The organism is Nakamurella sp. UYEF19 (assembly GCF_040546275.1).
In the GTDB taxonomy this organism is placed as follows: domain Bacteria; phylum Actinomycetota; class Actinomycetes; order Mycobacteriales; family Nakamurellaceae; genus Nakamurella.
In genome coordinates this window covers 35,322-57,220 of the sequence record NZ_JBEPNO010000025.1, presented here as the reverse complement: position 1 = coordinate 57,220, position 21,899 = coordinate 35,322, and the positions used below count along the sequence as shown (strand labels likewise).

At 66.5% G+C, this 21,899-nt stretch carries 25 protein-coding genes and 1 pseudogene; 14 read left to right on the top strand and 12 right to left on the bottom strand.

The features are described from left to right. Positions 1–65: 65 nt before the first annotated feature. On the bottom strand, positions 66–947 hold the full coding sequence (locus tag ABIB25_RS24040) for an SDR family oxidoreductase (RefSeq protein ID WP_354531063.1): 882 nt from the start codon (positions 945–947) through the stop codon (positions 66–68). Positions 948–1,033: 86 nt separating this feature from the next. Here ABIB25_RS24040 and ABIB25_RS24035 point away from each other — a divergent pair, with 86 nt between their 5' ends. Continuing rightward, positions 1,034–1,612, top strand: coding sequence for a TetR/AcrR family transcriptional regulator (locus ABIB25_RS24035; protein ID WP_354531062.1), 579 nt, complete (start codon positions 1,034–1,036; stop codon positions 1,610–1,612). A gap of 15 nt (positions 1,613–1,627) precedes the next feature. On the opposite strand, the gene ABIB25_RS24030 is transcribed toward ABIB25_RS24035, so the two are convergent. Then, entirely contained in the window at positions 1,628–2,485 is an 858-nt protein-coding gene (locus ABIB25_RS24030; RefSeq protein ID WP_354531061.1) for an NmrA family NAD(P)-binding protein, read from the bottom strand. 87 nt (positions 2,486–2,572) lie between these two features. Here ABIB25_RS24030 and ABIB25_RS24025 point away from each other — a divergent pair, with 87 nt between their 5' ends. Both ABIB25_RS24025 and ABIB25_RS24020 read left to right on the top strand, forming a co-directional pair. After that, positions 2,573–3,289 (top strand): TetR/AcrR family transcriptional regulator, encoded by a 717-nt coding sequence (locus ABIB25_RS24025; protein ID WP_354531060.1) that lies wholly within the window; start codon positions 2,573–2,575, stop codon positions 3,287–3,289. Between the two features lie 57 nt (positions 3,290–3,346). Beyond that, positions 3,347–3,916, top strand: a complete 570-nt coding sequence (locus ABIB25_RS24020; RefSeq protein WP_354531059.1) for a TOPRIM nucleotidyl transferase/hydrolase domain-containing protein — start codon at positions 3,347–3,349, stop codon at positions 3,914–3,916. Positions 3,917–3,934: 18 nt separating this feature from the next. Here the strand turns inward: ABIB25_RS24020 and ABIB25_RS24015 are convergent, their stop codons facing one another. After that, complete coding sequence (locus ABIB25_RS24015; RefSeq protein WP_354531058.1) at positions 3,935–4,393, bottom strand: MarR family winged helix-turn-helix transcriptional regulator; 459 nt, start codon at positions 4,391–4,393, stop codon at positions 3,935–3,937. A gap of 209 nt (positions 4,394–4,602) precedes the next feature. Here ABIB25_RS24015 and ABIB25_RS24010 point away from each other — a divergent pair, with 209 nt between their 5' ends. The 5 genes from ABIB25_RS24010 (at position 4,603) to ABIB25_RS23990 (ending at position 9,754) form a co-directional block, all read left to right on the top strand. Then, positions 4,603–5,412: an MBL fold metallo-hydrolase gene (locus ABIB25_RS24010; protein WP_354531057.1), complete on the top strand. Its 810-nt coding sequence runs from the start codon at positions 4,603–4,605 to the stop codon at positions 5,410–5,412. Positions 5,413–5,416: 4 nt separating this feature from the next. Continuing rightward, a complete protein-coding gene (locus ABIB25_RS24005; protein WP_354531056.1) occupies positions 5,417–5,995 on the top strand; it encodes a dihydrofolate reductase family protein in 579 nt (192 codons plus the stop codon). A 335-nt stretch (positions 5,996–6,330) separates the two neighbouring features. Continuing rightward, on the top strand, positions 6,331–6,879 hold the full coding sequence (locus ABIB25_RS24000; protein ID WP_354531055.1) for a hypothetical protein: 549 nt from the start codon (positions 6,331–6,333) through the stop codon (positions 6,877–6,879). A gap of 3 nt (positions 6,880–6,882) precedes the next feature. Then, the gene (locus ABIB25_RS23995) at positions 6,883–7,281 is read left to right on the top strand and encodes an RES family NAD+ phosphorylase (protein ID WP_354531054.1); all 399 of its coding nucleotides are present in this window, start codon (positions 6,883–6,885) and stop codon (positions 7,279–7,281) included. 64 nt (positions 7,282–7,345) lie between these two features. Beyond that, positions 7,346–9,754: a TOTE conflict system archaeo-eukaryotic primase domain-containing protein gene (locus tag ABIB25_RS23990; protein WP_354531053.1), complete on the top strand. Its 2,409-nt coding sequence runs from the start codon at positions 7,346–7,348 to the stop codon at positions 9,752–9,754. A 68-nt stretch (positions 9,755–9,822) separates the two neighbouring features. Here ABIB25_RS23990 and ABIB25_RS23985 read toward each other — a convergent pair whose 3' ends face one another. Next, the gene (locus ABIB25_RS23985; protein ID WP_354531052.1) at positions 9,823–10,197 is read right to left on the bottom strand and encodes a LysE family translocator; all 375 of its coding nucleotides are present in this window, start codon (positions 10,195–10,197) and stop codon (positions 9,823–9,825) included. Positions 10,198–10,244: 47 nt separating this feature from the next. On the opposite strand from ABIB25_RS23985, the gene ABIB25_RS23980 reads away from it, so the two are divergent. Next, positions 10,245–10,778, top strand: coding sequence for a hypothetical protein (locus ABIB25_RS23980; protein ID WP_354531051.1), 534 nt, complete (start codon positions 10,245–10,247; stop codon positions 10,776–10,778). Here the strand turns inward: ABIB25_RS23980 and ABIB25_RS23975 are convergent. From ABIB25_RS23975 to ABIB25_RS23950, 6 genes are all read right to left on the bottom strand, one after another. Then, positions 10,744–11,487 (bottom strand): hypothetical protein, encoded by a 744-nt coding sequence (locus ABIB25_RS23975; protein ID WP_354531050.1) that lies wholly within the window; start codon positions 11,485–11,487, stop codon positions 10,744–10,746. The genes ABIB25_RS23980 and ABIB25_RS23975 overlap by 35 nt on opposite strands. Next, positions 11,484–12,023 (bottom strand): sigma-70 family RNA polymerase sigma factor, encoded by a 540-nt coding sequence (locus tag ABIB25_RS23970; RefSeq protein WP_354531049.1) that lies wholly within the window; start codon positions 12,021–12,023, stop codon positions 11,484–11,486. Before ABIB25_RS23970 ends, ABIB25_RS23975 begins: the two co-directional genes overlap by 4 nt. A gap of 97 nt (positions 12,024–12,120) precedes the next feature. Then, the gene (locus ABIB25_RS23965; protein ID WP_354531048.1) at positions 12,121–12,738 is read right to left on the bottom strand and encodes a P-loop nucleotide/nucleoside kinase family protein; all 618 of its coding nucleotides are present in this window, start codon (positions 12,736–12,738) and stop codon (positions 12,121–12,123) included. 261 nt (positions 12,739–12,999) lie between these two features. Next, positions 13,000–14,433 carry a rifampin monooxygenase gene (rox, locus tag ABIB25_RS23960; protein WP_354531047.1) on the bottom strand — a complete coding sequence of 478 codons (1,434 nt, stop codon included), beginning with the start codon at positions 14,431–14,433 and terminating at the stop codon, positions 13,000–13,002. A 71-nt stretch (positions 14,434–14,504) separates the two neighbouring features. After that, entirely contained in the window at positions 14,505–15,035 is a 531-nt protein-coding gene (locus ABIB25_RS23955; RefSeq protein WP_354531046.1) for an AMP-binding protein, read from the bottom strand. A gap of 251 nt (positions 15,036–15,286) precedes the next feature. Next, a complete protein-coding gene (locus ABIB25_RS23950; RefSeq protein WP_354531045.1) occupies positions 15,287–15,964 on the bottom strand; it encodes a TetR/AcrR family transcriptional regulator in 678 nt (225 codons plus the stop codon). Positions 15,965–16,074: 110 nt separating this feature from the next. Between ABIB25_RS23950 and ABIB25_RS23945 the strand changes: the two genes are divergently transcribed. The 3 genes from ABIB25_RS23945 to ABIB25_RS23935 all read left to right on the top strand — a co-directional run bounded on the left by ABIB25_RS23945 (position 16,075) and on the right by ABIB25_RS23935 (position 18,853). After that, complete coding sequence (locus ABIB25_RS23945) at positions 16,075–17,430, top strand: DHA2 family efflux MFS transporter permease subunit (protein ID WP_354531044.1); 1,356 nt, start codon at positions 16,075–16,077, stop codon at positions 17,428–17,430. A gap of 155 nt (positions 17,431–17,585) precedes the next feature. Continuing rightward, a complete protein-coding gene (locus ABIB25_RS23940; protein WP_354531043.1) occupies positions 17,586–17,945 on the top strand; it encodes a hypothetical protein in 360 nt (119 codons plus the stop codon). A 38-nt stretch (positions 17,946–17,983) separates the two neighbouring features. Then, entirely contained in the window at positions 17,984–18,853 is an 870-nt protein-coding gene (locus ABIB25_RS23935) for an SDR family oxidoreductase (protein ID WP_354531042.1), read from the top strand. An 8-nt stretch (positions 18,854–18,861) separates the two neighbouring features. Here ABIB25_RS23935 and ABIB25_RS23930 read toward each other — a convergent pair whose 3' ends face one another. Beyond that, complete coding sequence (locus ABIB25_RS23930) at positions 18,862–19,479, bottom strand: hypothetical protein (RefSeq protein ID WP_354531041.1); 618 nt, start codon at positions 19,477–19,479, stop codon at positions 18,862–18,864. A gap of 87 nt (positions 19,480–19,566) precedes the next feature. On the opposite strand from ABIB25_RS23930, the pseudogene ABIB25_RS23925 reads away from it, so the two are divergent. Then, positions 19,567–19,761: pseudogene (locus ABIB25_RS23925) on the top strand (SRPBCC family protein); the annotation flags it as partial. A gap of 102 nt (positions 19,762–19,863) precedes the next feature. Here ABIB25_RS23925 and ABIB25_RS23920 read toward each other — a convergent pair. After that, positions 19,864–20,601 (bottom strand): VC0807 family protein, encoded by a 738-nt coding sequence (locus ABIB25_RS23920; protein WP_354531040.1) that lies wholly within the window; start codon positions 20,599–20,601, stop codon positions 19,864–19,866. Between the two features lie 172 nt (positions 20,602–20,773). Here ABIB25_RS23920 and ABIB25_RS23915 point away from each other — a divergent pair, with 172 nt between their 5' ends. Next, positions 20,774–21,832: a magnesium and cobalt transport protein CorA gene (locus tag ABIB25_RS23915; RefSeq protein WP_354531104.1), complete on the top strand. Its 1,059-nt coding sequence runs from the start codon at positions 20,774–20,776 to the stop codon at positions 21,830–21,832. Positions 21,833–21,899: the final 67 nt, after the last annotated feature.

The window sequence follows — 21,899 nt, the reverse complement described above, 5'->3', positions numbered from 1 at the left end:
GGACCCTAACAACTCCCGGCAGCGTGAGGATGCGGTTCGACCAAATGGGTTCGTCCTCGTCGAGTTCAGGGCTGGACGTTCTCCAGGTCTTCCAGCAGGCTCGGGTGCGTCGGCTTCCAGCCGAGGGCTTCGCGGGTGCGGGTACTGGACGACGGCTGGTCCATCGCGAAGATCGCGCCGAGCGGGCCGAAGTTCGCCTCCGGGAGCGACTCGACCGCCAGTCCCAGCCGCCGGCCGATGACAGCGGCGATGTCGCGCACCGCGTCACCCTCGTCATCGACGGCGTGCCAGGAGGTGCCGGCCGGCGCCGACTCCAGGGCCAGGCGGAACAGGACTGCGGCATCGAGCGCGTGCACGGCCGGCCAGCGCTGGGCGCCGTCGCCCGGGTAGCCCGACACCCCGGCCCGGCGCGCCATCTGGGTCAGCAGGCCGGCGAATCCACCGGCGCCCTTGTTGTGGACTGTCCGCGGCATGCGGATGGCGGAGCTGCGGACTCCCTGCGAGGACAGGCCGATCATCGCGTTCACCGTGCCGCCGCGGCCGCCGACCGGCCCGTCCAACGGAAGCGGGTCTTCCTCGGTCGAGAGGCGCCCCGCAACCCAGGGCGTACCCGACACGGTGACCAACGGGCGGTCGGTGCCGATGAGCGTCTCACCCAGGGTCATGAGTGCGGCCGTCTCCTCCGCCACCGACGTGGCCACGGCGTCGGCGCTGCTGAAGTCGTTGCCGAACGCCAGGTGGATGACGCCGTCCGACTGTGCGGCGCCGGTGCGCAGCACGTCCAGATCGGCAAGGCCGCCTCGAATGGACTTGGCGCCAACGGCTTCGACGGCCCGGGCAGACGCATCGGAGCGAGTGAGGGCAAGGACGGTGTGGCCGTTGTCGAGTAGCTCGGCGACCACGGCGGAGCCGATCAGGCCGGTGCCACCGGTGATGAAGACACGCATGGGTTTCTCCTAGGAAGTGATGGGACTCTTGTCCCATCACCGTACCAGAGTCACGGGACAGAAGTCCCATCACCTAGGATGGACCCATGGCAAGGTGGGAACCCGGAGCACGCGAGCGGCTCGTCTTCGTCGCCGTCGACCTGTTCACCGAGCAGGGGTACGACGACACGACGGTCGCGCAGATCGCCGAGCGCGCCGGGGTCACCAAGAGCACCTTCTTCCGCCACTTCGCCGACAAGCGCGAGCTTCTCGTGGCCGGACAGGAGACGCTCGGCCAGCTGCTGGCCGAAGGGATCACCGAGGCCCCCGCCAACGCGAGCCCGCTCGAGGCGGTCGCGGCCGGCCTCGAGCGCGCATCGGGTGCGATGGGCCCGGAGAACCGCGAACTGGGGCCTCGCATCAAAGCAGCCATCGCCGCCAGCACCGAACTCCAGGAACGTGACGCGCTCAAGAGCGTCGGCCTCGCGGTGGCAATGACCGCTGCATTGATCGCGCGCGGTGTAGCCGACGCAACCGCGCATCTCGCGGGTGAACTCGGCGTCATGGCGTTCAAGCGCGGCTACGCCGAGTGGGCCGAGGGCGACCGTGACGAGGACGACCACCTCGCGCCGTACACGCTGTCTGCGCTGGAAGAGCTTCGCGCAGCAAGCATCTCGCTCGGCTGAGGCGCAGCTCCAACCTCAGTGCGCCGCCGGCTGGGCGAGCACGTCACGCGCCGTGCGTGGTTCCCGGCCGAGAAGGGTGGCGAGAAGCGGGTCGACCCCGGCGAAGAAGCCCTGGTCGGCGGCCTCGTACATGCCGAGCAGGAATCTCACCATGAACTCCTTCTGGCCGGTGGCGACCTGAGCGGCGACCCAATCCTCCGACTCCATGACGACGAGACCGACTGTCTCGCCGGACAATTCGGAGGCAATCGCGGCGATGTCGGCGAACGTCGGCGCGGCTCCGGCGGTGAGGGTGGTGAGGCCGTCGTAGGCGCCGTTGGAGGCGAGGATGACGGCCGCTGCCTCCGCGGCGTCCTCACGGGCGGTCCACGACACCGGTCCGTCAGCGGGGACCGTGATCACGCCCGTCTGGCGCCAGGAAGAGGTGAACCAGTTCAGGCTGTGCGCGTAGAAGCCGTTGCGCAGCGAGGTCCACGGGATGCCGGACTCGGCCAGCAGCTGCTCGGTGGCGGCGTGGTCGCGGCCCGGACCGAACGGAGTGTCCAGTGCGGCGCCCTGGTGGCTGGTGTAGAGAATGCGGCCCACGCCTGCGGTGATGGCAGCGTCGATTGCGTTGCGGTGCAGGCTCACTGCGTCGGCAGCGGGATCGCTGGAAGACACCAGCAGTAGTTGGTCGGCCCCCTCGAAGGCGGCCGGCAGGGAACTCGGGTCGGCGTAGTCACCGCGCCTGACGGCCACGCCGCAGTCGGCAAATCGCTGCGCCTTGGCGATATTACGTGCGACCACGGCGATGTCGCTCGCCGGCACCCGTTCCAGCAGGTGGTCGACTGTTGCGCCGTTGAGGGCGCCGGTTGCTCCGGTGATGACGATCATGGCCAGTCCTTCGATAGTAGCGATGGAATCGTCTAAACCTTATCACTGGAAACCTGACGATAGCAAGGGTGCGTTACCGTTGACAACATGATCGAGCCGACCAGCAGCAGGGCCGACACACGTCTGCGGATCGTTGATGTCGCGGTGCGGTTGCTCCAACAAGACGGGCCGGCAGCGGTCACCACGCGCGGAGTGGCCCAAGGCGCCGGCGTGCAGGCACCGACGATCTACCGCCTGTTCGGCGACAAGGACGGCCTGATGGAGGCCGTCGCCGAACACGTGATGGCCGCCTTCGTGGCTGCCAAATCCGAGATCGTGAAGGCCGCCTCAGCAGCAGATCTCGATCCTTTGGAGGATCTGCGGGTCGGATGGGAGACGCAGATCGATTTCGGCGTCGACAATCCCGCCCTGTTCCGTCTCCTGAGCGATCCGGGCCGAGTGATGCAGTCGCCGGCCATCCGTTCGGGGAAGCAGGTGCTCGAGGCGCGGGTGCATCGGGTTGCGGTAGCCGGTCGGCTCCGGGTCAGCGAGCCCCGCGCCGTCGACCTCATCCAGGCGGCCGGTATCGGCACCATCCAGACCCTGCTGGCCACGCCGCCTGACCAACGCGACACGGGTCTGCCGGCTGCGATGTACGAGGCGGTGCTCGGCCAGATCCTGACGAACCCATCGAAACACGCAGCAGGCGGATCGATGGCCGCCACTATCGCCTTCCGAGCGATCGCACCTGGACTCGACGTGCTGAGCGAATCCGAACGGCGGCTTCTCGCCGACTGGCTCGACCGGGTGATCAGCGCGGACTGAACGACCACCGACCGATATCAGTCGCGAGCGTCTCCGCTCTTGAGGTTGACTGCGGAGATGGCTCGGGTGGCGGTGCTCGTCGAGGGGAAGAGCGACCGCGAGGCCGTGTTGGCGCTCGGCGCCTCCCGAGGTATCGACCTGAACGACAACGGTGCCACCGTCGTGTCGATGAACGGGATCACGAACGTCGCGCGCCACATCCGGGAGCTCGGCCCGCACGGCGAACGGCTCCGCCTGACGGGCCTGTACGACGCAGCCGAGGAGCGGTTCGTCCGCCGCGGCCTCGAGCTGGGTGGATTCACTCCCGATCCGGGCCGAGAGGGTCTGGCAGCGCTCGGCTTTCACCGGTGCGATCGCGACTTGGAGGACGAGCTGATCCGCGCGCTCGGCGTTGATCGCGTGTTGACGGTCCTCGAAGCCGAGCGCGACCTCGGCTCGTTCCGGACCCTGCAACATCAGCCGGCGCACCGCGGTCGGGCACCCTCGGGCCAATTGCACCGCTTCTTCGGAGCCGGGTCCCTCCGCAAGTTCCGCTACGGACGCCTGCTCGTCGAAGCGCTCGCCGACAGCGCGATGCCACCGCCGTTGGCCGCCGTGCTGGCGGATGCGCTGGCCGACCCGAAGTAGGCAGTTCGTCGAAGCAGTTCAGCCGGCGACGGGCTCACCGGCGCCTGGGTGATCCGAGACGGCCGCCCGGCGAACCTTCCCCAGCGCAGCAGCAAGGTCCCGCAGCCCGGTCGCCGACAGCGGGGCGCTGAGGAACCGCTCGAGTCCGGAGTCGAACACCGGCCCGGCGGCTGCCAGCAGGGCGTCGCCGGCGTCGGTCAGTTCGAGGATGGAGGAGCGCCGGTCTTCCGGGTTGGGTCGTCGTTCGCACCAGCCGGAAGCCTGGAGGCGATCGATGGCCTGGCTGGTACCGCCGACCGTGATGGCCAGCGCGGCCGCCACGTCGTAGACCCGGCACAGCGGGGTCGAGTCGATCACCATCATCACGTTCAGGTTGCCAAGGGTCAGTCCACATTCCGCCCGCAGCCGACGGTCCACCTCGGCCCACAGCACCGTCTCGAACCGCACCAGGTCGTCGAAAACCTGTCGCAGATCCATCCCGATCCTCTCTACCGTCGCCGTTGCTCCACCAGGCTAGCTTAGGCGCAAGTCACTTGTAGCTAAGTCACTTCGTGCTGATCTATAGCTGTCGAAAAGAGGACCACCGAAGGAGAACGACGATGTGCCTGCAAAAAGTGGTTGCAAAGTACCGGCAGTCTTATCCTTCCCAGGAACTGGTTGCAAACCACAAGCGGAAGGAGCCACCCGTGCTGAGGCAGGTTGCGGACGGTGTGTTGACCTACCAGAGCGAGTTCATGCAGAGCAACGCCGTCGTCGTCCAGGGTGCCGCCGGCGTGTTGCTCGTGGACCCGGGGGTCTTGGGCGATGAAATGATCTGTCTCGCAGATGATCTGGCCAGGTTGGGCCAGACCGTGGTGGCAGGCTTCTCGACGCATCCGCATTGGGACCACCTGCTCTGGCACTCCAGGTTCGGTGCGGCGCCCCGGTATGGCACGGCGCGCTGCGCAGCCGTCGTCCGGGACCGGCTGCCGGACGCGGCCGCGAAGGCCCGTGTCGCGCAGATGATTCCACCGGACATCGTCGAGCGGGTGCCGATGGACCTGCTGGGTGAGATCGCAGGGTTGCCCGCCGACACCACGTTGATTCCGTGGGATGGACCTCGAGTACGGATTGTCGAGCACCGGGCTCATGCGCCGGGCCATGCGGCGCTGGTGATCGAGGATCGCCGAGTTCTTGTCGCCGGCGACATGCTCTCCGATGTCCTGATCCCGATGCTCGACTCGAACGGCGACGCCGATCCGATCGAGGACTACCTCGCGGCGTTGGGACTGCTCGAGGGCGTGGCCGGCGACGTCCATGTCCTCGTCCCGGGCCACGGTTCCGTCGGCGGAGCTGATCAGCTGCAGGCACGGATCAACCAGGATCGCGCCTACGTCAGCGCCCTGCGCGACGGCGAAGGCCTCGCCGATCCGCGGTGCGGTGCCTCGGCTGCCTACGGGGATTGGCTGCCCGGCCTGCACGCGAGGCAAGTCGAGAATCTCACGCAGAGAGGGTGAACCAGTGGCCAGGTTGATCTACTCGGCGATCGCTTCGCTAGACGGCTACGTCGAAGACACGATCGGCGCGTTCGACTGGTCGGCGCCCGATGACGAGGTGCTCGCCTTCCTCACCGACCTCGAACGGCCGGTCGGGACGTACCTGTACGGGCGGCGCATGTACGAGACGATGACGTACTGGGAATCCCCGGACGTCGACGCCGGCCCGAGCGAGCCGGAGCGTGATTTCGCTCAGCTGTGGCAGGCCGCGGACAAGATCGTCTACTCGCGAACCCTTTCGGAGCCGACCACAGTCCGCACGCGCCTCGAGCGCAGCTTCGACCCGGCGGACGTCCGGCAGCTCAAACAATCGGCGACGAGCGACCTCTCGATCGGCGGAGCTGACCTCGGCGGCCAGGCGCTGGCCGCCGGACTCGTCGACGAGTGTCAGCTCTTCCTCACTCCCACCGCGGTCGGCGGCGGCAAGCCTGCCTTTCCGCTCGGCGTCCGCCTGCAGCTCGAACTGCTCGATCAGCACCGCTTCGCTGCCGGCACCGTCTTCCTGCGTTATGCCGTCTTGCCCGCAGGCGAATCGTTGAGCTGATGCCGCTCGCCGGTCCCGGCGTTGCTGGGTGTATTGGAGTTTCGCCTGATCAGGACTTTCAGTGGCCAGAACCAGCCGGTAGACTTCGACACAGCCGACATAGGGGTACTGTCGACATTGTCGGATGAGATGTGGGTGGAGCCGTGGCCAGACTGAGTACTGCCGAGCTCGTCGAGATGTTCGGCGGCTCACTCACTTGGGATGAACCCGAGCCGAACGGCACGCGAGCTGCTGCGAGCCTCACGACGTCCGCCCCGAGGCAGGCGCTTCTGGGTGCAAGCAGCGATACCGACGCCGTCGCGGCACGAACGACCGCGGCAGTACCGGACGAGTCAGTGTTTGCTCTCGTCGTCGGGCTGTTGCGTCGCAGCCCCACCTACCGTCAGGCGGCGCCCGACGTCGAAGTGCTGCTCTCGCTGGCGGCCGGCGCCCAGGTGACCTACTCCGACAAGACAGTGGCGTTGAGCCAGCGGGCGCGTGACCTGGTGAGCCGGGTGGCGATAGAGGCCGGTGTCCGTCGGACGGTCCTCTCGGAGGGGACTTTCAACGCGGTCGAAGTGGGCGACTTGCTGGCCTCCGCAGGCAAGAACACTCGGGACAAGGCAAGTCGTCTGCGAAAGAAGGGCGACCTGCTGGGATTGGACGTGGACGGCCGGGTGCTTTACCCGGTGTTCCAGTTCGACCCAACTCGCGCTGCATTGCGAGAGGGGGTCAGCACGGCAAATCAGGCGTTGAACGCGGCAGGCGACCCATGGGGCGTCGCAAGCTGGTGGCTGTCACCGCACGGACGCCTACGGGGCGGTCGGAGGCCGGCTGACCTCGCCATCGATGGTGACACTGCTCGTCTGGCCGCACTGGTCGCTGCGGCAATCTCCCAGGACTGATCGGTGCCCGACATCCCGCCTCCGGAGACACCTCCGGGCGAAGTTCAGCTGGAGATCGTGCCGATAGGGACACCCGTTCGGCGCATCCATGGGGTGGGCTTCACCGCGGACCAGATGAACCCGATCAGGCAAGAGACGGAGCTCGCCGGCGGTCGATTCGACAGTATCGATGGTGACTACTCCTACCTGTACTTCGCCGGCGATCTCGAGGGTGCGATGGCGGAGCGAGTCTCTCGTGACCTGCCTTTGGACGGGCGGCCCCGACGAGTCCAGGCAGCGTCCTGGAACAGAGTGTCTAGAGGTGACCGCCTCGTCGTCGCTGACCGAGCCAACCGTTCTCGCGCGCCTTCGGCGGGTCGCGTTGCTGCACAACGCCGTCCTGGACTGACCCCAACGGACTAACTGGGTGTTCGCTCAACCGGAACACGGTGCCCCGCCGATTCTCCCCGTGTTGAAGAATGAACCAGTGTCCTCTCCTACGGGTCCAGCGTCCGAGAGCGATGGCGGCGGACTGGATGCGGAACTGGGCGAGTTGCGGACTCTCGTTGCGGACCTCCGGGTGGAGAACCAGCGGCTCCTGACGTTGTTACGACTCAGTTCCGTGCAGGCGCAGCCTCCGGGCCCCGCGCAGACCGGGATCTTCGATGGGTTGCCGGGTGGTGTCGATGTCCGGTCGTCCGCGGCCGCAAAGGTCGCGTTCTTCCGCACGTTGTTTGCGGCGCGACCGGACGTCCATGCTGTGCGGTGGGAAAACAGGCAGAGCGGAAAGTCGGGTTGGATGCCGGCGATCCGGGGACGCTGGCGCAGAGGGGAACCGCCCGACCGGCGCCAGTACCTTCCATTGACGGACGAGGTGATGACCGCTCATCTCTCGGGGGAGATCGATGTCGGTCTGTATCCGATGCTCGATGGTGACCGAACCTGTTGGTTGGCAGCAGATTTCGATGGGGCGTCTGCTGTATTGGATGCGTTGGCATATTTGAAGGCGGCCCGCGCTGTGGGGGCCCCTGCTGCGCTGGAGGTGTCTCGTTCCGGTTTAGGCGCACATGTATGGCTGTTCTTCACGACGGCTGTCCCCGCGGCGCTGGCGAGGCAGGTCGGTGCCGGCTTGTTACGGGAGGCCATTGCGCTGAGGGGCCGGATGGAGTTGACCAGTTACGACCGGCTATTTCCCTCCCAAGATGTCTTGCCGGCAGGGGGCGTCGGTAACCTGATCGCCGCACCCCTCCAAGGTCGCTGCCGAAAACGGGGCGCCACCGTCTTCCTCGACATGGCGACCTTGGAACCCCACCAGGATCAATGGGCCTACCTGTCCAGTGTGGTTCGCATGTCCCCGCGCGAGGTGGCGCGGTTGGCACGTCAGTTTGGTGACGTCAGAGTCGGTTCAGCCGTTGACAAGGTTCGGCCGTCCACCTCGACCAGCATCCGGATCCCATTGCCCGCGGCGGTGCACGCTCACCTGGACAGCATGGTCACCGTTGTCGCCCGAGATCTACCGCCGGACCTGTTGGCCACCCTCAAGCACGCGGCGTCGATGCCGAACCCGGTCTTCTACGAACGACAACGTCGGCGGGCCTCGACCTGGGACACACCACGGTTCATCCGCAGCTATGACGAGACATCCTCAGGTGACCTGGTGCTGCCGCGTGGCCTCGCTGGCCGACTGGAGAACCTAGTCTCTCAAGCGGGAAGTCGACTTGACATCACCGACCGAAGAACGGCCGGAGTGCCCTATCCGTTGACCTTTCACGCCGTCCTTGAGCCCGAACAGAAGAGGGCGTTGGATGAGATCGTCGCCCACGAATTGGGGATTCTGGTGGCCCCTCCAGGAGCGGGGAAGACCGTCATCGCCTGCGCCGCGATCGCACAGCACCGCGTTTCCACCCTGGTCCTGGTCGACCGCAAGGCGTTGGCCGACCAATGGCGGGTACGGATCAGCCAACTCCTGGACGTCAATCCCGGCCAACGTGGAGCCGGGCGAGCGAAGACGACTGGATTGCTCGACATCATGACGCTCCAATCCTTGTCCCGCGCAGAAGACATCCTGGAACTGACCGCGCCGTACGGGTTCGTGGTCGTCGACGAATGCCATCACGTACCCGCGGTTGCCTTTCAGCAAGCTGTGCAACAGATTCCGGCACGACGCTGGCTCGGATTGACGGCGACGCCGTATCGACGCGACCAACTGGACGAGTTGATCGCCCTGCAACTCGGGCCTGTGCGGCATACCATCGCCGCACCTACCCACGGTGTGCTGCCCGCCGCCACAGCACGGGCCGAAGTCCCTGAACCTGTCCTGCACGTCCATCAGACCGAATTCTCCTACGAGGGGCCGGCGAGCCCATCGGATCCCGGTGGGATGGCCGCGATCTACCGCAGTCTGGTGGCGGATGACCACCGCACGCGACAGATCGTCGCCGACGTGCTCGACGCCCTGACCCGGGGAAGGCACTGCGTGGTCCTGACCCAGTGGAAGGATCACGTTGGGCGCATCGTCGACGCACTCCAGGCCGGAGGCCTGAAACCCGCTGTCCTGGTGGGTGGAATCGGCGCTCGCGCCAGGAAAGGTGTGATCAACGATCTGGTTCCGAGTCCGAACGGTCCGCCGCTGCTGTTGGTCGGAACGGGCCCGTACATCGGGGAAGGTTTTGACTGCCCGGCCCTCGACACTCTCTTCCTGGCTGCGCCGATCGCGTCCAAAGGGCGGCTGGTGCAGTACGTCGGCCGTGTCCTTCGGCCCTACCCAGGCAAGAGGTCGGCCGAGGTTCACGACTACCACGACTACAACACCGGCGTCCTGGCCTCGTCCCTGGCCAAAAGGGCCGCCGGCTACACCAGCCTCGGGTTTGTCGACCCTCGCCGTGTTACTCGGTGAATGCGCCCTGGCTCGAACAACATGGCCGGATAACCCCTGCACAGTGAAGAGTCTCATCGTGGCGGCGGTTACAGCCGTGCCCGTTGCGGCACTTCGCGGGCCAGGAGCAGGGCAACCGTTCCCAGCATGGCGCCGTTGACGTGTCGTCGCCACTTCGCCCAGGTCGGTCTGGTGGCGATGACGCGGGCGATCGAGCCGGCTTCCAGGACGATGAGCGCGTTCACCACCATGCTGACGGTGAGCTGGATCAGACCGAGGGTGAACCCCTGCTGGACGGTGCGTCCCTGCGTCGGCTCGACGAATTGTGGGATCAGCGCGAGGTGCACTACCGCGGCTTTGGGGTTGAGCATGTTCGTGACGAGGCCGGTGCGGAATAGAGGGTCACCACCAACAGGCAGACCTAATCGGTCGGTGCCCGAACAGGTTTCTGAAGCCGGCGGCATACGCCGGAAGCCGGACCGGTTGGGTTGCAGACGGATACGGTGACGTGGTGGCAGCCTTCGACCTGAACGATTCGCTCAGCGGCGATCGTGCCTTCCGCCTCGTGGAAAACACCTTTGTCACGATGTTTTGGAGCAAGGATCTGTTCGTCGAGACCCTGGGCTGGCTGACCCTGAGAAACTACGACGCCTTTGTTCGCCGTGACGCCGCTTTCGCTCATAGGATCTTGGACATCGTCGCGAAACAGTGCCGGAGCGGCGCCTTGATCGGCCATCGCATGATGTGTCTTGTGCAGTCCAACGACCCGGACCTCGTCATTCCGCCGGTCGGCGCAACGCCGGTGGTCTGGAACGACGCCGAGTGGCTGGACGCTCGACGGCGGGGAGAGGGTGTAGACACCCCGACGGTCACGGGAAGCTGGCCTTCAGTTGGGTCGTCGACCCGGATTCAGCACAACCGTTGCGCCGCAGGAAAACCCCGTGCCGTCGGTATTGGATCCGTGCTCGCTGAGGCACTGGCCGGCATTCCGCGTGCTCTTGGTCGACTCCTCAGCTGGTCGGCGGCGCAGCGGAGGCGCTGGTGAAGAAATAGACCTGAGGCCCCGCGGGATGGGCCCACTGGGTCAGATCGAGCCCGGCCACCATAGAGGTGATCTCCGCTACGTAGCGGCCGGGCGGTGAGTAGACCTGCAGGGACCCGTCATCCAGCTGCCACAGGTGGCTGACCGCAGCGGGTGTGCTGCCGCAGTACGCCCACTCGTGGACTCCTGCGCGGCCGGCGACGTCGATGGGGTTGTGGTCGTCCGTGAGGATGTTCTTGCTGGAACCGTCGCTGCATTGATCGAAGAACGGCGGCTGGTGGAGGATGTTGATGCTTCCGGACCAGCCGGGTACCGCAATGTCCCACTGCACACCGTCGCAAGGTGCCGAGGGCTGGGTAGCAACGCAAACATGGACGGCTGCGGAGTCCGAGCTGGTGACCTTGGTTTGCCATCCGACCGGGACAGGAAAACGCACCCCGCCGACATCGGCAACATTTCCACTGACCGTCACTTGTGTTGCACTGATGGTGGTCTCGTGGTGATGCCAGGCCAGCACTCCGGCGGCCAGTACGGCTGCGACGGCTGCCGCCGCAGCAGCCGGTAGCAGCCATCGGTTGTTTCGGGACCGAGGACGCGCGGGCGCTTGCGGGTTCGGCACGTCGGGGGCCGACAGTGGGACTGTGACGTCCATACCGTCGGCGGCCGCGGACAGAGCTTGCTGCACTCTTCGGATCAACAACTCGTTGCTCATCGCAGGTCATCTTTCAGAGGGGCGAGCGCTTGCAACGCCCGGTGGGTGGATGTGGTGACGGCGGCGTGGCTGATACCCAGCGCCGCAGCCGTTTCGGCGATGGATGCGCCGCTGTAGTAACGAAGCACCAGGACCTGGCGCTGCCGGATCGGCAATCGACCGATGCCGGCCAGCAGCAGGTCGAAGCCGACCGCACGCAGGACCACAGTCTCGGCGGCTGCGACCGCAACGGGTTCCTCGGGCCGATGGTTGCGCACGGTGCGGCGACGTCGGAGCGCGGATTTCGACCGATTGGCTACCGACTTCCGCAGATACGCCAGGGTTTTGCCCGGCTCGACCGTCTGCTGACGAACCAGCAGCTCGGTGAAGGCGTCCTGCACGATCTCCTCGGCCAGCTGCCGACTGTCGGTCATCAACGCGGCGATCCGGACCAGCGAGGCGTAGTGATCCCGGTACAACCCGTCCATCACGTGTTCTGCCGTGGGATCTGCCCTCACTGACTCGGGCGGCTGCACCGGAGGTCTGGCCAAGTTCATACCGGCTCCTGCCCATGTCGCGCGGCCTGCTGTGCCACCCATCTGCTCTGACACTGAGTAGACGCCCGACGGCCCAGAACCTCACTTCCTATTTTGGTCAGGGCTGGGGTGACTGTCGCAAGCCGCCGGTGGGCGGCCCGTAGCGGTCCGGCAACGATGGCCAGCGCTCCGAGGCCCAGTGCGACCAGGTTGCGTACTCCGGAGGGACTGGTGGAATCTGCGAGCCCTGAAGTTCTTCGGCGTCCGGCGCCTGGAATTGAGCTCGCCACTTCACGAGTTCGGCGTCGCTCATGTGGAACGTCTGATCAGGCGTGGTGGCGAATCGATTCCTGACGCGCCTCCGCTGCTCCCCGTGGTCGATGGGTAGGTAGACGACCTGGCTCCGCGAACCGACAGTGCCGGCGATCCAGCGCAGGGCTGATCGTTCGTCCTTGCCCCACAGTCCGAAGTCGAGGACGACGTCGTTGCCCAGCTCAGCGGCTCGCATGCCGAGCTCGACCAGCTTGCCCTCCACGAGATCACGCTGATCTGGAGGATTCCGACCGCGGAACAGCGCGATCTGCCACTCGTCGGGCGTCAGTCGCAAGGCGGGCGCGCTGAGTTCGATTTCCTTTGCGCGAGTTGTCTTTCCTGCTCCGGGAAGTCCGACGATCAAATAGACGACTGCGGGTGCGACGCGTGGATTGGTCGGTTCGTGGTGCAGATGCAAATACATGCGGGCTCCTGAGGAATTGGCAGGGGCCAGGCAACGCGAAACGGCCGCCCGGCGGGAAGCCAGCGGCACCGAAACGAAGAACTTACCTGCAGACTGTCCCAGCGCCGTCAGCGAAACAGCGGGGACGAGTCACGGATGCACATGCATTCATGCCCTGAATTATACCGATCGATGGCTGTCAGCGCTGAGTTCGCGAGGTCGCCTGACCAGCGCAACAGCCCATCCCGTCCCCGCCGGGACCCGCGTGCGCATGGTCGGAGGTCAGTCGGTTTCGCCGAACCAGGTCGGCAGGTGGCGGAGCAGGTCCTGCTGATCGTCGCCAACCCATGCGATGTGCCCATCGGGGCGGAGCAGGACGGCCGGCACGTCCAGTTCCTCGGTGTCATCGATGATGTCGACCACGTGGTCCACGCGGTCCGCCCAGCCCGTGACGAAGAGGCGGCCGGTCTGGTCGAGCAGAAGTCCGCGCCCGGCGTGCATCAGCTCGTAGAGGCGGCCGCCTCTCAGCTTCACGTCGCGGAGGCGGCGGCCGAGCAGCTCGTGGCTCTCCCCGAAGTCGTAGCGGATGCCGATCGCGGTGATCTTCTCGATCAGGTACCGGTTCACGTCGTCGAAGTCCATCAGTTCGGTGAGTAGGCGCCGTACTGACCGGGCGCCCGGCTCGGAGGACAGCAGCTCCATCTGAGCCCGGGTGTGTTCCAGGACGTCGGCGGCCACCGGGTGGCGTTCGGAGTGATAGCTGTCGAGCAGTCCCGGCGGCGCCCAGCGGTTGACCTCGGCCGCCAGTTTCCATCCAAGGTTGAACGCGTCCTGGACGCCCAGGTTGAGGCCTTGTCCACCGGTCGGCGGGTGGATGTGCGCGGCATCGCCGGCCAGCAGTACCCGGCCCGTCCGGTACTGCTCGGCGAGGCGGGTGGCGTCGCCGAAACGCGAGAGCCAGCGTGGTGAGTGGGCACCGAAGTCGGTGCCCGAGGCGGCCTGCAGTTGCTCCTTGAACTCGTCGAGGGTCGGTGGCTCCGCCCGGTCCGCGGCCACGCCGGCAGCGGGGACGAGCACCCGGTACATCCCCTCGCCCAGCGGCATCGCGCCGAACCGTCGTTGGGTCTTGCGGACCTCCTCGCCGACGGCGGCAATCGTCTCGGGATCTTCCGTCAACCCCATCTCGCCCAGCAGGGTTTCGACCCTCGTTGGTTCGCCGGGGAAGCCGACGCCAAGCAGTTTGCGCACCGTGCTCCGGCCGCCGTCGCAGCCGACGAGGTAGCGCGAGCGCAGCTGATCACCCCCGGCCAACTGGACCGTCACGCCGTGCTCGTCCTGGGTCAATCCGACAAGTTCGCAGCCGCGGTGGATCTCGGCGCCCAGCTCGACGGCGTGCTCCGTCAGCAGACGCTCGGTGGTGGGCTGGGGAATGCCGAGGATGTACGGATGGGCGGTGTCCAGATGCTCGGGCCACGCCGTGGTGATCCCGGCGAAGAAGCCGCCGCTCGCATACTGCTTGCCGTGCGCGAGGAACCGCTCCAGCAGCCCGCGCTGATCCATCACCTCGATGCTGCGGACATGCAGGCCGAGCGCGCGCACGTACGTGGCCGGTTCGGCCTCCTTCTCCACTATGACGGTGTGCACGCCCTGCAGCCGCAATTCGGCGGCCAGCATCAAGCCGGTCGGTCCAGCGCCGGCAATGATCACGTCGATCAAGAGATCCCCCTTCAACACTGCACTTCCGGTCAGCCGTCCCCGTATTCCCGCAGGCAGCCGACCTTGGACGCCTATGGTGCAGCACGACCGGGGCCTTGCCACAAGCCCCCCTCTGCGCTATAACTTGGAGGCGGCGGCACACGAAAGTGCCCTTGCCGCCTCCATTTCCCGAACCACCAGTTGACGCCCGCTGAGAACGGTGTTCTGGGGACGGCCAATCGGTGGATGTCTTGTGGGAGCGACCAACCTGGGAGCGGATCCGGCGTGGAATCCCCCGGCGCCTCCAGCACGACTTTGACCCCGGCCTCCGCCAGCATGATGGCAATCCGGTCGACGGGCGCTTGGGCGTCGAGCGCCAGGTAGGCCGCGCCGGCCCGCAGGATGCCGAGCATCCCGACGACCAGGTCGACCGATCGGGGCACAGCGAGACCGATGACGTCTCCGCGCCGCACGCCGCGGGCCTCGAGTTGATGGGCGACCGAGCCCGAGAGCTGCCACAGCTGACGAAAAGTCAGTTCCCGATGGGTGGAGGCGTCGCGGACCGCGCAAGCGTCCGGCTGTTGACGACACCATTCCTGGACGATCAGGTGCACTGCATTCACGACGACCTGCTTCCAGGTGACCAACGGGGGTTCTACGGAACATCGAGAGCACCGTGATCAAGGTCTGATACCTCGCCATTGGCGGCGATGCCGGAGCCGAAAAGGCAAGCGGGAGTGGCTATTCGCGGGTCAGTGACCTCGTCACGGGTCAGGAGGCAGTCTCTGCCGGAAAAATACGAAGTGGCGATCTGATGCGCAGTCGAATCCGGCTACACCTTCTTCCGCTGAGCCCGCCGAAGGGGGTCGGCGACTCAGCCGATGAGGTCCTCGACCTCGGCGGCGTAGAGCAGAGCCGGGTCGATGTTCGTGGCATGCAGATGGCCGTCGAGTTCAAGGCTCATGATGCCGTGCAGCCGGGTCCAGCAGGTCACGCCAAGGCGCAGGGTCGCCGGTGAGAGGGCCGGTTCGGAAGAGCGCTGGTGCCAGGCCTCGAGTTGGGCGGCCAGCGCCGGGCTGACGCCTCGCCCGGTGGCGTCGGAATGGGGCGGCAGGCTGCCGAGCGCCTGGAGGAACACGTTCATGCTGCGCTGCGAGGCCAGCACTATCTCGTCGGAGGCAAGCCGGCCAGGGTCGAGCCGGGTGGAGAAGACCAGTCGGTAGCGATGCGGCTCGGCCAAGGCCCAGGCACGATAGGCGGCTGCGACGGCGTGGACGCGCGCCGGACCGAGTTTGTGGCGCTTGGCAGCGGAAGCCTCCAAGGTCCGGGCGAGATCCTCGTAGCTCTGCACGACCAGTGCAGCGAGGAGTTCGTCCCGACTGGCGAAGTATCGGTAGAGCGCGGCCCCGGAGACGGCCATTTCCTTCGCGATGGCGTTGAGCGACAACGCTTCCGCTCCGCCGTCGGCGATCTGGCGCAATCCGATCATCATGATCTCGGCGCGTGTCTGCTCCCGGTACAGCTCCCGTCGACTCAACGTCTGCTCGCTCATCCGTGACCTCTCGATTGACCCTTGACACGATGCTACGGCATGGTGCTAAGTTAGAAGCTATAACAACGCGATAACCACTAACCAGCCGACCGCCGCCCGAAGGAATAGACATGACCATCACCGCAACCATCGCCGCGACGGGCGGAAGCCCGACCCCGCAGTCGGACGGCCGCCGCTGGAAGGCACTTGCCCTGCTGGCCACCGCGGAGTTCATTGTGGTGCTCGATGCCTCGATCGTGAACATCGCGCTGCCGGACATCGGGAACGGCCTTCAGCTGGCCGCCACCCACCTGGCCTGGATCATCACCGCCTACGTCGTCGCCTTCGGGGCGCTCCTACCGCTGGGCGGACGGCTGGCCGACCTGCTCGGGCGCCGACTGGTCTTCACCGCCGGCATCGGGTTGTTCTCCCTGGCCTCGCTGGCCGCCGGTGTCGCCCCTGACGGCGCCTTCCTGATCACCGCGCGGGCCCTGCAGGGCATCGGCGCGGCGATGCTGGCCCCCGCAGCATTGTCATTGGTGACAAGCACCTTTCGCGAAGGAGAGGAGCGCACCACAGCGTTGAGCATCTGGGGCGCGGTCGCCGCCGGCGGCGCCGCAGCCGGCGTCCTGTTCGGTGGTCTGCTCACCGGCAGCCTGGGTTGGCGGTCGGTGTTCCTGATCAACGTGCCCATCGGCATCGCCGTCATCGCACTGACCCGACGGGTGGTCCCGGAGAGCCGGGCAGAACGCACCGCCCGCCTGACGATGGCCGACTTCGACCTGCTCGGTGCGACGACCGTCACCGGCGGTCTCGTTGCGATGGTCGTCGGCCTGTCCGAGGCCACCGCCTGGGGCTGGACCTCACCGGTCACCCTCGGACTGCTCGCCGCCGGCATCGTACTGCTGGGCGTCTTCGTCCGACTCCAGGCCACCGGCACTCACCCGCTGATCCCGCTGCACCTGCTGACAATACGGACCGTCGCCGCCGGCAACGCGGTCATGTTCCTCACCGGCATCGCCATGCTGGGCCTGTTCTACTTCCTGTCCCTGTACGAGCAGTTCGTGCTCGGGTACGGACCGATCACTGCCGGTCTCTCCCAGTTGCCGCTCGCGCTCGCACTCATCCTCGCGGCAGGGTTCGCTGGACCGTTGATCGCCCGGTTCTCCGACCGTGCGGTGCTGACCGCGGGCCTCCTGGGACTCGCCGCCGGACTTTGCTGGTTCGGGCTGGCACCGGTCGACGGTAGTTTCCTCGTCGACATCCTCGGCCCGTCGCTGCTCGTCGGGATCGGCCTGGGCACGGCGTTCGTCCCGATCACCAGCATCGCCGTGTCCGGTGTGCCCGCCCGGGACGCCGGTGTCGCCGGGGGTCTGGTGAATACCACCCAGCAGATCGGCGGCGCCGTTGGACTGGCGGCACTTGCCACCCTGGCCAATTCCCGCACGACGCGGCCGCGTCCTCCCAGACCGCGCTGTTCGCGGTGAATGCCGGCTACTCCTGGGCCTTTCTCGCCGCCGCGGTCGCCGCCGGCGTCGCCGCGCTCGTGACGGTGACAGCCGTTGGGCGCCGGCACTGATCAACCCGTGACGTCAAGATCCGCCCCCGAAGTCATCACACCAACCCGAACGGAGATCCACCCATGGCCACCTCATCCGCCCCCGCCCCCGTCGACGCACCCGTCTCCGCAAGAAGGCGCTACCCGCGCTACTTCCTGATCTCCCTCTGGTCAATCCCGGTCATGGTGATCGGCCAGTTCGCGATGCTCGCCGTCATCCCGGTGATGCTCGTGCTGGTCGGGACGCTGCGCGACGCACGCCTCCGAGCCCTTCGCCAGTGGGCCATCGCGCTCGGAATCGTCTACGCCACACCGTTGGCCATCTGGCTGATCCGGCCGGACGGCGCGAGAAGCCTTTCCCGTGACATGAACCCGATCTTCGTGGTGCTGATCAGCATGGCCGCCGCCGCCGTCATGATCCGGATCCACCTCCGCAAGAACTGATCTACCCTCCCATTTCCCGCCCGACAAGGAGCAACACGATGAACAGCAAGAACACCATTCTGATCACCGGCGCTACCGGGAGTACCGGTTCCGCCCTGGTGCGGAGCCTCGCCGCCAAGGGTGTCACGGTCCGCGCGCTGGTCCGCAAACCCCCTGCAGCCGGCCGTTTCCCGGACGGTGTGGAAACCGTCGTGGCCGATTTCGACGACCGGCGGTCGCTGGCTTCAGCGTTGACCGGGGTCGGCAGCGCCTACCTGGTGACGTCCTCCTCCGAGCAGGCGCAGGAGCAGCAGGTGCGGTTCGCCGATCTGGCCGCCGAATCCGGCGTGGAGCAACTGGTCGTGCTGTCCCAGCTCGGTGCCGAACCGGACTCGCCGGTGCGGTTCCTTCGTTATCACGCGGCGGTGGAACAGCACATCCGGGAGATCGGTATCGACTACACGTTTCTCCGGCCGAACCTGTTCTTCCAGGGGTTCCTGGCCTTTGCCGGACTCATCGCTCAGCAGAACACGTTCTTCGCCCCGATCGGCACCGCAGCGGTCAGTGCCATCGACGTCCGCGACATCGCCGAGGTCGCTGCGGCGGTCCTCACGCAGGACGGACACCATCGCGCCACGTATACGCTCACCGGGCCGGCAGCGATCACCCACCAGCAGATCGCCGAGGCGCTCGGCGTGGCGTTGGGCCGCACCATCACCTTCGCCGATGCCCCGCCGGAGCAGTTCGGGGCGGCGCTGGAGGGAATCCTCCCGCCGTGGCAGATCGGCGGCACGCTGGAGGACTACGCGCACTACAGCCGGGGCGAGGCGGCGCTCGTGTCCGCCGCCGTTCACGACGTCACCGGCGCGCAGCCTCGGGATTTTGCGCAGTTCGCCCGCGACCACGCTGACAGCTTCCGGACCGGGTGAGACCTGTCCTACCGGGACAGGTCCCGGAACGATCTGCCCGCCAGAGGTTCGCCGGCCGGAACGATCCACCATGGCCTGGCCCTGGACCACAGCGCCAGCACGGCGAACCCCAACGCACCGATGGTCAGCAGGAAGATCCCCGGCTCGAGCTGCCACCACGAGCGCTTCACGTCGAGGAGCAATGTCAACCAGGCGCCGGCGGTCCCGAACAGCAGGACGGCGGCCGTCAGCGACGTGAAGGTGCTCTTGGTTGCCTTTCGCCCGCCGATCGCCTGGAGCCGGTGGAGCGAAACCAGGACCACCAGGAGCAGGACCAGGAAGGTGATGCCGTAGAACGACCCGTCGGGGTCGGACTCACCGGACCTGGTCTTGGCCCCCAATCCCGCACCGATGACGCGCACAATGCTGTACGACTCGGGATCATCGTCATCGTAGGGACGCAGCTTGATGATCGGGGTGAAGACCGACGCCGCCAGGAACAGGCCGAAGACCCAGGTCGCGGCGCCGACCATCACCGCGCGGGTCTGTTGGAGTTGCAGTTGCAGCCGGGACACCGTCCAGCGCAATTCCTCGGCGGAACCGATCAGTTTCTCGATCTTCACCTGCTGGTCCGAGAGTTCGGCCACGTTCACACCTCCGGTGGCCCACGCTAGCCTCGACGGTGGGAGTCTGTCCGCCGGTTGCCACCGATCGCGGGTAAAGGATCACCACCGATGACCGAACGTTTCGAGGTGCAGCGCCAGATCGATGCACCGGCCACGCAGCTGTTCTCGGCGCTGTGCGACCCGCAGGGTCACGTCGCGATCGACAGCTCGGGGATGTTGCAGAGCGCCGAGGGCCTACCCGTCAAGAAGGTCGGCGATACCTCTCTGGTGCGCATGGATCGTGAATCCCTCGCTGAGGTACCGACTGGAGCCAGATCCTGGACCGGTACCGGGAGCGGGTGAACTTCCCGATCATCCCGGAGGCCGGTCTACGGGCCACCCTCGGCATCCTGGTCCGGGTGACAGCTACTGCTGCAGGCTACGTTCCCGCGCCGCAATGGCCCGCGCCGCGCCGGCCCTCTTCGCCTTGGCGGAAAGCACCACGGTCATTCCGCCGGCGAGCACGAAGGCGACGATCGGCAGGATCTGGTCGTAGTTGTATCCAGTGCTGAACGGCGTCGCTGCGATGATGGCAGCGGTGACGCCGGCCTGGACCAGGAACACCACGGCCCAGAGGGCCGAGATCTGGTACAGGGAGCGACGGAAGCCGTCGTAGGCGACCCACATCTTGTCGAAAACTGCCATCCCGTCGCGGGTTCCGTCGGTCCCGTACCGCTGGGCGAAGTAGAAGAGGACCGGCCGTGGCGCGAAGATGCAGGAGAGGCCGAAGATCAGCCCGATCGCCGCGGTCACCCCACAGTCTTTGTACAGCAGCACTTTCGGTTCGGTCGACCCGACGATGGCCACCAACGCCGACAGCACAGCGAACGCGAAGATCGCCGCGGAGGCGCCGCTGAACTTGCGGGCCCTGATCCAGATCACCAGCGCGCCGAGGATCGGAGCGAGACTGCCGGCGAGGTACGCGCCGACATCACCGCCGCCGTTGGCTTTCACGATGTGGAACACCAGGATGGCCCCTCCGACCTCCAACACCGTGACGGCCAGGTTGAACAGCAGCCCCTTGCGCGCCGGGTGGGCCGCCATTCCGTGCTCGATCTCCTGTTGTGCCGCCAGCGTCGGCTGGATCATGCTTGCGTCGTTCATCGGTCGATCATGGCAATCGGCGCATCGTCGCACCCATGACATTTCTCATGGATCGGGCCGTAGATCTGCACGCTCCCTGATCTGACCGGGTTCGTCGTTGGGGTCTGGACCACGTCGGCGGTCGTTATCCTGGGTAGTCCAGGGGGTACGTCGACGAGCAGGGGACGTGCGGTTGACTGTCATCAACAACTCGATCTACGTCGGCGGCCGGCGTGGACCTGTTGCGCACAGCCTGGACGAGACGTACGACCTGCTGCAGAAGTGCGACGGCCTGGCGTGGATCGGCCTCTACCGGCCCGATGAGGCCGAGATCAAGTCGGTGGCACGGGAGTTCAACCTGCACCACCTCGCCGTCGACGACACGGTGGCCGCCCATCAACGGCCGAAGTCCGAGCGGTACGGCGACGTCCTGTTCACCGTCCTGCGGCCCGCCCGGTACGTCGAGGAGACCGGACGGGTGGAGTTCGGCGAGCTGCACGTCTTCACCGGAGCCAACTTCGTGGTGACTGTCCGGCACGCCGAGCCCCCCGACCTGGGGAATGTGCGAGGTCGTCTCGAACGAAACCCCGACCTGCTGGCCCAAGGTCCGGAAGCGGTGCTGTACACCATCTTCGACCAGGTCGTCGACGAGTACGCCCCGGTCGTGGCCCGACTGCAGGTCGACATCGACCAGGTCGAGAACCAGCTGTTCGACGGCGATCCGGCCGTCTCCCGCCGGATCTACGAGCTGTTCCGCGAGGTCATCGAGATGCAACGGGCCACCCAGCCGCTCGAGGGCATGTTGGACGGCCTGAGCCGCGGCTTCGACAAGTACAAGGTCGCCGAGGAGCTGCGCCGCCGACTGCGCGACGTCCAGGACCACACCGTCCGGATCACCGAGAAGGTCGACGGCTTCCGGCTGCTCCTGCAGAACGCCCTGACGGTGAACGGCACCCTCGTCGGCCAGCGGCAGAACGACGAGATGCGCAACCTGACGGAGGCGAGCCTTGCCCAGAACGAGGAGGTCCGGAAGATCTCCGAGGCCAGTCTCGAGCAGAGCGAGGAGGTCAAGAAGATCTCCAGTTGGGCTGCGATCTTCTTCGCGCCGTCGCTGGTGGCGGCGGTCTACGGGATGAACTTCGACCACATGCCGGAGCTCCACTGGGTGGTCGGCTACCCACTCGCACTGGTTCTCATGGTGCTCTCGTCGGTGGTTCTCTACCGCGTCTTCAAGCGCCGCAACAGGTTGTAGGGAGAGATTTCGCGGTTCCGGCCGCAGAACGTCCGCATCCCGTCCTATCGTGTGGTTCCAGGCCGAA

Excerpts from the sequence above, each read along its gene's own strand:
- ABIB25_RS24040 (WP_354531063.1), bottom strand. The coding sequence starts at position 947 with ATGCGTGTCTTCATCACCGGTGGCACCGGCCTGATCGGCTCCGCCGTG.
- ABIB25_RS24035 (WP_354531062.1), top strand. The coding sequence starts at position 1,034 with ATGGCAAGGTGGGAACCCGGAGCACGCGAGCGGCTCGTCTTCGTCGCC.
- ABIB25_RS24030 (WP_354531061.1), bottom strand. The coding sequence starts at position 2,485 with ATGATCGTCATCACCGGAGCAACCGGCGCCCTCAACGGCGCAACAGTC.
- ABIB25_RS24025 (WP_354531060.1), top strand. The coding sequence starts at position 2,573 with ATGATCGAGCCGACCAGCAGCAGGGCCGACACACGTCTGCGGATCGTT.
- ABIB25_RS24020 (WP_354531059.1), top strand. The coding sequence starts at position 3,347 with ATGGCTCGGGTGGCGGTGCTCGTCGAGGGGAAGAGCGACCGCGAGGCC.
- ABIB25_RS24015 (WP_354531058.1), bottom strand. The coding sequence starts at position 4,393 with ATGGATCTGCGACAGGTTTTCGACGACCTGGTGCGGTTCGAGACGGTG.
- ABIB25_RS23985 (WP_354531052.1), bottom strand. The coding sequence starts at position 10,197 with ATGCCGCCGGCTTCAGAAACCTGTTCGGGCACCGACCGATTAGGTCTG.
- ABIB25_RS23975 (WP_354531050.1), bottom strand. The coding sequence starts at position 11,487 with ATGAGCAACGAGTTGTTGATCCGAAGAGTGCAGCAAGCTCTGTCCGCG.
- ABIB25_RS23970 (WP_354531049.1), bottom strand. The coding sequence starts at position 12,023 with ATGAACTTGGCCAGACCTCCGGTGCAGCCGCCCGAGTCAGTGAGGGCA.
- ABIB25_RS23965 (WP_354531048.1), bottom strand. The coding sequence starts at position 12,738 with ATGTATTTGCATCTGCACCACGAACCGACCAATCCACGCGTCGCACCC.
- ABIB25_RS23950 (WP_354531045.1), bottom strand. The coding sequence starts at position 15,964 with ATGAGCGAGCAGACGTTGAGTCGACGGGAGCTGTACCGGGAGCAGACA.
- ABIB25_RS23945 (WP_354531044.1), top strand. The coding sequence starts at position 16,075 with ATGACCATCACCGCAACCATCGCCGCGACGGGCGGAAGCCCGACCCCG.
- ABIB25_RS23940 (WP_354531043.1), top strand. The coding sequence starts at position 17,586 with ATGGCCACCTCATCCGCCCCCGCCCCCGTCGACGCACCCGTCTCCGCA.
- ABIB25_RS23935 (WP_354531042.1), top strand. The coding sequence starts at position 17,984 with ATGAACAGCAAGAACACCATTCTGATCACCGGCGCTACCGGGAGTACC.
- ABIB25_RS23920 (WP_354531040.1), bottom strand. The coding sequence starts at position 20,601 with ATGAACGACGCAAGCATGATCCAGCCGACGCTGGCGGCACAACAGGAG.